At 50.7% G+C, this 10,216-nt stretch carries 12 protein-coding genes and 1 pseudogene; all 13 read right to left on the bottom strand.

Annotated features, from left to right (window positions below):
• Positions 1-263: 263 nt before the first annotated feature.
• Positions 264-1,139, bottom strand: coding sequence for a DUF937 domain-containing protein (locus tag B157_RS0108240; RefSeq protein ID WP_020602878.1), 876 nt, complete (start codon positions 1,137-1,139; stop codon positions 264-266).
• A gap of 174 nt (positions 1,140-1,313) precedes the next feature.
• On the bottom strand, positions 1,314-2,978 hold the full coding sequence (locus B157_RS0108235; protein WP_020602877.1) for an amidase: 1,665 nt from the start codon (positions 2,976-2,978) through the stop codon (positions 1,314-1,316).
• Positions 2,979-3,028: 50 nt separating this feature from the next.
• A complete protein-coding gene (gene coaE / locus B157_RS0108230; RefSeq protein WP_020602876.1) occupies positions 3,029-3,637 on the bottom strand; it encodes a dephospho-CoA kinase in 609 nt (202 codons plus the stop codon).
• A gap of 82 nt (positions 3,638-3,719) precedes the next feature.
• Positions 3,720-4,487 carry a YbbR-like domain-containing protein gene (locus tag B157_RS0108225; protein WP_020602875.1) on the bottom strand — a complete coding sequence of 256 codons (768 nt, stop codon included), beginning with the start codon at positions 4,485-4,487 and terminating at the stop codon, positions 3,720-3,722.
• An 88-nt stretch (positions 4,488-4,575) separates the two neighbouring features.
• Positions 4,576-4,899 carry a preprotein translocase subunit YajC gene (gene yajC, locus B157_RS0108220; RefSeq protein ID WP_020602874.1) on the bottom strand — a complete coding sequence of 108 codons (324 nt, stop codon included), beginning with the start codon at positions 4,897-4,899 and terminating at the stop codon, positions 4,576-4,578.
• 21 nt (positions 4,900-4,920) lie between these two features.
• Positions 4,921-5,352, bottom strand: a complete 432-nt coding sequence (locus tag B157_RS0108215) for a DUF1573 domain-containing protein (RefSeq protein ID WP_020602873.1) — start codon at positions 5,350-5,352, stop codon at positions 4,921-4,923.
• A 95-nt stretch (positions 5,353-5,447) separates the two neighbouring features.
• Complete coding sequence (locus tag B157_RS0108210) at positions 5,448-5,750, bottom strand: YtxH domain-containing protein (RefSeq protein ID WP_020602872.1); 303 nt, start codon at positions 5,748-5,750, stop codon at positions 5,448-5,450.
• A 104-nt stretch (positions 5,751-5,854) separates the two neighbouring features.
• Entirely contained in the window at positions 5,855-6,991 is a 1,137-nt protein-coding gene (gene nusB, locus B157_RS0108205; protein WP_020602871.1) for a transcription antitermination factor NusB, read from the bottom strand.
• Positions 6,992-7,272: 281 nt separating this feature from the next.
• Positions 7,273-8,106: an N-acyl homoserine lactonase family protein gene (locus B157_RS0108200; RefSeq protein WP_020602870.1), complete on the bottom strand. Its 834-nt coding sequence runs from the start codon at positions 8,104-8,106 to the stop codon at positions 7,273-7,275.
• A 25-nt stretch (positions 8,107-8,131) separates the two neighbouring features.
• Positions 8,132-8,599: an SRPBCC family protein gene (locus tag B157_RS0108195; protein WP_245565043.1), complete on the bottom strand. Its 468-nt coding sequence runs from the start codon at positions 8,597-8,599 to the stop codon at positions 8,132-8,134.
• A gap of 74 nt (positions 8,600-8,673) precedes the next feature.
• Positions 8,674-9,261 carry a Crp/Fnr family transcriptional regulator gene (locus tag B157_RS0108190; RefSeq protein WP_020602868.1) on the bottom strand — a complete coding sequence of 196 codons (588 nt, stop codon included), beginning with the start codon at positions 9,259-9,261 and terminating at the stop codon, positions 8,674-8,676.
• Positions 9,262-9,332: 71 nt separating this feature from the next.
• The gene (locus B157_RS0108185; RefSeq protein WP_020602867.1) at positions 9,333-9,965 is read right to left on the bottom strand and encodes a TMEM175 family protein; all 633 of its coding nucleotides are present in this window, start codon (positions 9,963-9,965) and stop codon (positions 9,333-9,335) included.
• Between the two features lie 56 nt (positions 9,966-10,021).
• Positions 10,022-10,216 (bottom strand): annotated as a pseudogene (locus B157_RS38915) (ISLre2-like element ISRsl1 family transposase); the annotation flags it as partial.

Raw genomic sequence — 10,216 nt, 5'->3', positions numbered from 1 at the left:
AGCCACGCCAGTCGGGATCGTTTGGTAGGCTATTACTGGCGTAATCGCACTCGGATGCAGTACGGAACGTATCAAGATCGTGGCTTACAGATTGGCAGTGGTTGTATCGAAGCGGCTCACCGGACGGTGATTCAGTGCCGGATGAAGCGCAGCGGTCAGCGGTGGAGNGATGATGGGGCGCAAGCGATGCTCAACTTACGGGTAGCGGCTAAGAGTGGCCGCTGGCAATTGGTCAGAGACCGCCTAAATTTAGTTGACAACGACTAAGTCAACTTAAGGCAGGTAGTTTTGAAATGCACCTGGAGTAACCAGGGTAGCCACTGGTTACCGATTCCTGCTGACGTATCCTCCTTACTATTGTATGCAGGGGGTATTATGGGGCTAACGGGTTCAACGGGCGGCACGCTGGTAACGGGTGGGGTTACTGTTGCCACGGGTATTGTCGCTATAGGTATTGGGGTGGGTGAAACAAACTCCGCTGGCGGAATAGAAGGGGCAAATGGATCCGCTGGTGTTGCTGTCGGGATGCTCTCTATACTACCCAATGCAACCGGAGAGGCCAATTCGGGCAGGAAGCCAGCTAACGAGCCGAGACCCGGTGGAAGAGTTTCCTGTACGCTGTCGGCCTGATTCATGAGTAGACTTCCCAGTCCCGAAACGCCCGTACCGTCGTCGGCCATTTTTTTACCCAGTACACTAAACAGCACCGGTCCGGCGATGCTCATCAGGGAGAATGCCGATGGTTGTTTAATGTCGCTGTACGAAGCTATCTCCTCAATGATGGTACTGGTTCTATCGCCAAATAGACTATGAACCATACCGGCACCCATCGAGAGCATTCGTTCCGATTGCAGGTTATCCGTCAGTATTGTGTCCAGATTACCAGACAGTCCCCCAACTGGCTCAGTAATGTCCCCCGCCGTGTAGTCGGGTGTGGTTGCCTGACCAACCATGTCCATGATTGAACCATTGCCGCCTGGCTCAGCCGATTTTTGTATGATGCCACTCATAATTACGGGTAATGCTACGCCAAATGCTTTTTGCGTATTATCCGGGTCTTCGCCAAGCGTCGTACTGACCTGACTCACAACATCATCGGTGAGGTAATTTTTAGCTAAATCCAATAGGTTAACTGACATTGGAATAAGGGGTAAAGGATTGATTGTTCGTTCGTTACGATTCACTGGTAACAAACTCATTATTAAGACGAATAAGTCGTCAATTGTTTTGACGACAGGTAGTGCCGCTAAAAAAATATCCCCTCGATTTTGGCGAAGGGATATAAACGGTCTGCTTCCGGATGCTCGTGTGACTCAAAGAACAGGATGTTTTTTGTGCCATTGGGTAGCATCCTGATACGCCTTTGCAACGGCCAGCACTTTCCCCTCTTCAAACAGTTGGCCCATAAACGTAATACTCGTTGGGGTGTTCTGTGGGGTAAATCCATTGGGCAGTACCACGCACGGATGACCCGTCAGGTTGGTTAGCGTCAGGTTGCCACCGGCGTAAGCCGGTGATACGTATACATCAATATTGGACGCCTTCAGTTGCGCAGCCATTTCATTGATGAGTTTTGTACGGGCGCGGTTGGCCTGAATGTACTCAACGGCGGGAACAAAGCGGGCCGAGCGGAAGGAATTGGGCCAGGAGTTTTTGGTTTGCCGAACCAGTAAATCATCACGACCGGAGCGGGTCAGTTCATCGAAGGAGGCAGCCGCTTCCACCGATAGCAGAAACGAAATGCGCCCGGCCGGAACACCCGTTGGTAAATCAAACGGAACCAGTTCTGCCCCCAGAGTCCGCAGGGTTTGCAGCGTTAGTGAGTCGTTGGCCCGGTTGGGATAGTTGCTTTCAAAGGCTTTTTTGACGTAGCCAACCCGCATTCCTTTTAGGGTGGTAAGCGGTGCATAGCGGAAGGGGGCAGCCATAACGGTTGGGTCATGGCCATCGGGGCCGTAAATGGCGTTGAATACCAGGGCGCAGTCTTCTACCGAGCGGGTAATGGGTCCGATTTTGTCCATACTCCAGCTCAATGCCATCGCTCCGTGTCGACTTACCCGCCCAAAGGTGGGACGTAAACCTGTGGTGCCACATACTGTGGAGGGCGACACGATAGACCCCAGCGTTTCGGTGCCAATGGCAAAGGGTAGTAAACCCGCCGATACGCTCGATGCCGACCCCGCCGAGGAACCACTGGAACCCGCATTCAGGTTCCAGGGATTGCGCGTCATACCGCCAAACCACACATCACCCATTGCCAGCGCACCCAAGGTCGTTTTAGCGCAGAGCACGGCCCCGGCGGCTTCCAGTTTCTGGATAACGGTAGCATCGAGGTCGAGTGTCTGATCTTTATAGGGCATAGCGCCCCAGGTTGTTTTGTAGCCTTTTTTGGCCAATAAATCCTTGGCTCCGTACGGAATTCCGTGTAGTGGCCCCCGATATTTTCCGGCTTTCAATTCAGCATCGGCCCGCCTAGCCTGACTCAGGGCCAGGTCTTCGGTGAGGGTAATGACGCAGTGTAGCCTGGGGTCGTAAGTTTTGAGCCGGTTCAGGAAAAACTGCGTGAGTTCAACGGATGAAATTTGTTTGGTTCGGATCAGGTGCCCCAGTTCGCCTACGGTATAATACGCCAGATCGTCGCGGTTGGTGGGCAGGGTTATTTTACCGGCAGTCGATGCGGTGAAGGTAGACGGGCCGGTGGGCATGTTGAAACCAGCAGGCAGTGGATTGAAATATAATGCCGGTGCTATGTCATTGGGTAAGTCGATTTTGCGCAGGGCCTCGTAGTTGGTACGGGCACTATTCAGATTGCCCAGCATGGAATCGCGTTCGGCAGGGGTAAAGTCCAGATCAAAAATCCGGGCCGCCACTTCGACCATCTCCGATGTAATTGGCTTTTCAGCGTCGTCGGCGTTGACAAAGGCGCCGAGCAAAAAACTACCGGCGCAGGCCGTAACAAGAAGTAATGGATTTTTCATCCGGTTGGGTTATTGATGAAGTAATCCCCCAAATTACAGCCATCAGCGAATTAAACAGCCGCTAGCCGAAGAAATTCTTCGTGGAGCCGGATAATCTGGGGGAGCAGTAAGGTGCTTTCGTCATTTTCGAGGGTGTAATCGGCCAGTTCCCTTCGTTCCGCGTCGCTACTCTGACGGGCCATGATGTTGTGGATCTCTGCCTCGGAGCGGTGCGGGTCGCGGGTTCGGATACGGGCCACGCGCAGGTCGACGGGAGCCTGTACCACGATCACTTTGTCGAGCGTGTTGCCATCACCGGCGGCTTTCATTAAAGCCGCTTCTTTAATGACGTAGGGTTTGTCGGTTTGCTGATTCACCCATAGCTGCGTGTCGGCCCGTACGCGCGGATGAATAACGGCATTCAGGGCCAGCAACAAGTCAGGGTCGGTAAAGACCTGCGAGGCCACCCACGCCCGGTTGTAATGACCCGCTGAATCGTATGCATTTGGGCCAAGCACCCGTCTGATATCGGCTTTCAGGATAGGGTCGTGTTCCGTAAGCCATTTGGCCCGTTCATCCGCTTCATAGACTGGGATTCCCAGCGACTGAAAAACCTGACAAACAACAGTTTTGCCGGAGCCAATGCCGCCCGTTACACCGATCTGGAGGGGATGTTTCATACTGAAGTTGCTGATTCGGCTGCGGGCTATTCGCACTAGTTAACCGTTACCATGAATTAACTAATGGGTTGACACACTACCTCTATTTTTTCCTGGCTGGTGCAGGCTTCGTAACCGGTACAGACTTTTTAACGGGAGCAGGTGGTGGCGATGGTGCTGGCAAAGGCGACAACAGTTCCCCCACCTCAAAGCTAACCGCCACCCGGTCGGCACTGGCATGCAGGAGTGGGTGGCGCAGTTGATTCAGGGGTAACTCCTCATCGTAGTTTTCAGTAATACGTTTGCGGGGTATCCTGACCAGAATCGAATCGGGTAGCCCCCGTACCAAACTGGTCGGCCCGTCGATCTGAATGGTATGCGGGGTGAGGTTAATGACGCTCGTTACGGCAAAACGCGGAGCCAGATTGATGTGCAGACTATCCGCTACCAGCTGAATGGTTTTAGTCATGCGCCGGTCAAAAGTCAGATCGAGCCTATCTGTCAGGACGTAATTAACGCGTAGTTTTTTAGTATGCTCTGTCAGGGCTGCGGTGATGGACGATGTATTGATTGCCGATGCCTGGAGGGGATCCCTGACCACGTAATTCACCGGATCGATCCGGAAAGGCAACCACGAATGTCGTAGTAATCCCCACCCATCACTCGATACATTGACGCGCACCGTACGGGGCAGGGGAGAGGTGGGTATAAAAAGCGAGTCATTATAAACGAACTGAATGGGGTAATCCACATTCATCGTGTAGCCCTGTTTGTTGAGGGCATTCAGTATCCAGAACAACGTAGCCGCCACCAGGCACAACAGCGCCTTCGTTGGCTGAAACGCGCGGTTGTCTGGTGTATGGATGTTCACAAAAGAAGGGGATGTACGCAAACGGAAAAGTGTGGATACTGCGGTCGGAACAGAACGATGCAATCCCGTTTTGGGTAGTTTAGGTCGATTACTTTTTCTCTTCTTCAGCCGGTTTTATCGTTGCTTCGCGGGAGATGGATGTTTTCTCAAAAGTCATTTTGACTCCCCGATCTACTTCGAGTATAACCGTTGCCGCATCAACCGATGCAATCCGACCGTGCATCCCGCCAACGGTGACTACGCTGTCCCCTTTCTTAAGGCTATCGACAAAATTCTTTTGATCTTTCTGCTTTTTCTGTTGCGGACGGATCATGAAGAAATAAAAGATACCAATAATGCCTACCCACAGCAACACGTTGTAAATCATGGACATGTTGGAACCGGTGGGGGCCTGTAATAAAATCAAATACATAGTCTGGTGGTATTAAGACGGTTATTTCGGATTTACCAGTGCCTTGAAATGAAGGTCAGTCATGGCTGGGTCCGTGTTGGCAAAGATGGTGATAGTTTTGTTCTGTTCACCACTTTTACCCCGGCTGTTGAAGCGAACCTTCACCGAGGACTTTTCGCCGGGCGCTACGGGTTCACGGGGCCATTCGGGGGTTGTACACCCGCATGATGCCGTGATGTTGTTGATGATCAGGGGGAATTCGCCCGTGTTGGTGAAGGAGAAAATATGCTCGACAGTGTCTCCTTCTGCCAGGGTTCCAAAATCATAGATGCCATTTTCGGCAAAAGTAATCTTTGGCATTTTTGCCGATGCAGTTGCCTTGGATGATTCGCCCTGCTGCCGGTTATCGCAGCTAAACTGACCAAAACTGATGCTGGCTACGGCGGTTACGAGAAGCCAATTCCTGACGTTCATGGATGGGTAAAATGGGTTTTAGGTTTTCGGTATATGGTTTTCGGTTTACAGGGCTATCACTTGTTTTTTACCGTAAACCATATACCATAAACCGTTTATGCGTTCTGTTGCTTGATCTGGGCCATCAGCCGGTCTACATCTTCGAGCAGACGCTCCGCTTTTTCGCGGGCATCATTTACCACGCGCTGCCCTTCATTTTTCGATGAGTTTTCGGGCTGATCCGAAGACCGGCCCAGGTCTTCGACCAGTACGTTTATCTGTTCTCTGTATTTCGACAACCGAAACGAAAGCCGGTCGCGGGTAATTTTACCCTTATCGGGTGCATAGAGCAAGCCAAACAGAGTACCGGAAGCAATACCGGTTATTAAAAAGGTTAAATCACGGCCAGTTCTGCTCATTTCTTAAAAAATTTATGGTTTATGGTTTGGGTTTACAGCATTCGGTTTTCGGTTGTTGAACCGGCATAAAATGGAGTACTGTAAACGGTAAACCAAAAACTGATTTATTTATTGTCTAATAATCCGCGTCCGCTTTTACGCAGACGGCCGGAAGCCATCAACTTTTCGGAAATGTTGTCCAGAATTCCGTTAACAAATTTACCGCTTTTGGGCGTACTGTACGCCTTTGCCAGTTCAATATATTCATTAATCGTTACTTTGATCGGAATGTTTGGAAAACTTAGTAACTCGCATAAAGCTAGTTTAAGAATGATTTTATCCAGAATAGCTACTCGTTCTACATCCCAGTTTTGAAGCTGATCGACCAGTAGTTGCTCATAGTCAGCGTCGTTCTCCAGCGATTTTCCGTATAGCGTATTCAAAAATAGTTCATCCTCTTCCCAGTCGTCCGTCAGGGCTTCCAACTGCAATCCCGTTGGGCTGTGTACCGATTTAAGGGTTCGGATGGCCAGTCCGCGAACGACCTCGCTGTTTTCGATCCAGCTCAGATCAATTTCGGACAGGTGATCCCGAATCGTTTCATGCTTGAATATGAGTGTTCTAAGCACATATTGTGCCAATGCCTGATCGGCCTCCGGGGTGTGTGTTTTCTGCGCGCAGTACGCCCGGTACGTCTCGTCCGTTTTGAACGCTTCGCGCAGTGCTTTGCGAACAAATGCCAGATCGTCGGTCCAGGAAATGTTATGCCGGACTACTTCATTTTTCAACGGCTGATGGTCGGCCAGGGCCTGGATAAGGGTATTATCGTTCAGGTCCGATTCAAACGGAAAGGGAGCTTCGTCGACATTACGATACTGCCGTTCGCGGTCGATGCGGGCAACATGGCCCAGCTCGACCAGTAATTGTAGTACGAGCAGATAATCATCGTAGATACCGTTTACCTGCTTCAGCAGCATTTGGGCAAGGTGCAGACGATCTTTTTTGGTTCGGCTCTTGTAGAAGGCTAACCCGTCGTTGGCGGCTTTGAGAACCTTGGGGGGTGCGTCGTCGTCTTTGGCAGGTTGCTCTGTTTTTACCCCTTCCTCGAAGAGCAGACCGGCGAGTTTACGGTAGCCTTCCAGTTGCCGCTTGTTCTGCGGCTCCATGGAATTCAGGTCGGGTTGAAAAAGATCATCAATGCCATCGATGGCTAGTTGCTGATTGGAAACGTCGGCCTGCCGAAACGCATAGAGCGCCTGCATGACCTTTATTCGGAGTAATCGCCTGTTGAGCATCCGCCTGATAATAATAGCTACCGATAAGAAAAGAACTACTGGGTATGAAATCGCCCAATTGGGTGCAAAAGTACGATTTTGTGTTGTGAAAGGCAAGGGGTAAATCCAGCTTGCGATGGCGGTTTACCCAAGTCAATGCGCCAGCAAAGCCGCAACGACTTCGGGCAGTCGTTTAGGAAGGAGGGAAGCAGGGATCCGGTCGGGAATGGGTAAAGTGGGGAAGTGGGTCTTGCCAATTACCTGCTTCATTAGTTTACAATGCGAGTCAACTGGTGGCTTTTCAGTCGGTCGGCCGATGCCCTGTCATGCGTTGGCAGGTAAATAGCTGGTCGGTCCTGACAATACTGTCGGATTGTATCAATCGTACGGCTGTCCATCGTCTTATCAAGGCAGATTCCTGCTACCTGCCGATGGTGAAGTTGTTGTTCCGTGAAAGTCGTGTCGCCAGCCAGGAATACATCCAGGGTTGAGCCACGAACAATAACGGATTGATGACCGTGCGAATGCCCATTCGTGGGCACGATGATCACCCGCCCGTCGGTAGTTACTGGATAGGCTTTGCCAAAATGCCGGTTAGATTGGTTGTAGTCGATTAGCCGGGGGTTAAACCACTGCGGAAACGTGCAGGGTACAGAACCATATGGCTGCTTAAACTCCGTTTTTGCCACCAGTATTTCGGCCCTGGGGAAGTGCTTCAATCCATCGGTATGGTCAATGTGTAGGTGCGTCAGCACAACCCACCGCACCGCATCTGGTTTTATACGGAGTGCTTTTAACTGGTTCCCGATTTCGAGCGACGCCTGGATGTCGAACCGAAGGATTTTCCTGTTGATCCAGCCATTGACGCCACCACAGCGTAGATACGTGTCGTTGGTGACCTGCTCGTTTTCTCCCGTATCCACAACGATGATGCCCTCCGGATGTTCAATCACCCAGACCCAGATGGGCAACCAATCGGTCCAGAAGGGGTCGAGCAGAATAACCGGTGCTCCCGGACTCGGGTTGCGGTGCGACTGTTTGACCTTCACCTGACCACAGGTGAAGGCGTGAATGGTAATATCGTCGATAACCGTAGTGATCATAGCGTTTACGAGGGGTTTCTCTGATTTACCGATTCTCTGCCAGTACGCTGATTCGTCTCATAACGTCCGGCAGAATGGTTCGGTAGTGTTTGCCCAGTACCCTGGCAAAAAGACCTTTTGTCAATCCCGAGAACCAAACTTCATGCGTAAATTGGGTTTTACCTTCCTCAACCGTCAGATATCGCTTCACGTATAGAGACCCGAATGGTAGCTTCGTTTTGATCGTGTAGGATTGATCAGGAACCAGCGAATCAACAACAAATTTGGACGTGGGCCCTTTGTCGGGCGTCAGCATGCCGATTGCCCCCTGCTGAAACGGACCGGTTAACGCTGCGGATTTAAGCCCATCGTCCCAGTCCTTCCAGTTTGGGACATCTGTCCACAGTTGCCAGATTTTTTCGGGCAGCGCCCTCGTTTCTAGCGTATGGCTAAAATGGACATTGGTTTGCTGCGCGTGTACAGGCAGGCCTGAGGTGAGTAGTAGGATGCTCATAATGAGTTTCATGCGTCTTTGCCTTTGTGTAGGGCAAAGATCCGTCTCTCAAAATGGTTGCTACTTCACCTACGTTAAGTTCGTTCGGTCTTGGCGCTATTTTTTCGAATACGGCTCAACGATTGTGGAGCAATGCCCAGATAAGAGGCCAGATATTTAAGCGGTATGCGCTGAATCATAGCCCGATTGTCGAGGAGCATTTTCTGATACCGTTTTTCGGCGGTTTCGGTTTGCAATTCGGTCAGAATTTCTTCCGTAAAATGACTGGCTTCCTGAATGATCATCTGAATAAATTTACGCCAGTGTGGAATTTGGTCATAGAGCGTTTGCAGGTCGGTGTAGGTAAGCTGGAGCAACTCGCAATCCGCAATGGCCTGGATATTTTCCGTGGCTGGTTTACGGGTTGAAAAACTGTGTTGTGAGGTGAAGAGGTAATTGTCGAAGGTGAAAAACTTGGTTTTATCAACGCCTTCTTTCCAGACAAAAAAGCGTAACAGCCCGCTGCCTACGAAGTACAGGTGTTTGCAAACAGCGCCCTGCTCTAGCAGAAACTCGCCCTGCTTCAGGTATGTAGGGGCAAAGAGACTATCGATCAATTGCCACTCCGCGTCTGAGAGTGGAACTTTTCGGGTGATGTAGTTTTTGAAAACCAGTTTGTCCATTCTCCGTGTACTGAAAACTTTTAAAAGTTAGTGTCCGAAAATACGGTAGCGTATGATTAACACGTGCTCATTCAGGCTTCGGCCTCCTTACTGGACGAATTCTCCTGACTGAACGAATTAAAGAAGATGAAATAGAAGGGAATGAAGCCAAAAATGGTAATAGATAGCCAGGGACTCAGAAAGCCTGCCAGGGCCCCGGTGCCGTATAACACCGGTCCAAACAGCACCGATTGCCGGGTAATTTTCCGGAAGGCTACCTGGTCAATATTGGGTTGCAGGATGTCGGTACTGCGTTGCGCCTGCCAGCGAATGAACGTAAACGTAACCGACATGAGGGCCAATACTACGCCAAAGACAAAACTTGCCACCGGATTGTTAAGGTAGTCGCCGAGCAGGGCCGTCGGGAAGGGGATAAACGAACACCAGAGCATTAGGAGAGAGTTGAGCCAGAAAATGGCCTGGGTGATATTCGCAATTTGATTGAGTAGTCGGTGGTGGTTGACCCAGATTACGCACACCATCAGAAAACTGATAATCCAGCTAATGAACTTTGGCAGCAGCGTATATAATCCCCTGGTTAATTCGGCTACCGACTCGTGGTGGTCAATGTGTGGTACCTTAATTTCTAATACCAGCAGCGTGACGATAATGGCGAACACGCCATCGCTGAATGCTTCGACCCGCGATTTTGAGAAGTAATTCATCGATTATTAAGCAGTTGTAGACAGGTGCATTTCAAAACTACCTGCCTTAAGTTGACTTAGTCGTTGTCAACTAAATTTAGGCGGTCTCTGACCAATTGCCAGCGGCCACTCTTAGCCGCTACCCGTAAGTTGAGCATCGCTTGCGCCCCATCATCACTCCACCGCTGACCGCTGCGCTTCATCCGGCACTGAATCACCGTCCGGTGAGCCGCTTCGATACAACCACTGCCAATCTGTAAGCCACGATCTTG

It is taken from the genome of Spirosoma spitsbergense DSM 19989, from assembly GCF_000374085.1.
GTDB classification, from domain to species: domain Bacteria; phylum Bacteroidota; class Bacteroidia; order Cytophagales; family Spirosomataceae; genus Spirosoma; species Spirosoma spitsbergense.
The sequence above is the reverse complement of the archived record's forward strand: the minus strand, read 5'-3'. Positions and strand labels throughout refer to the sequence as shown.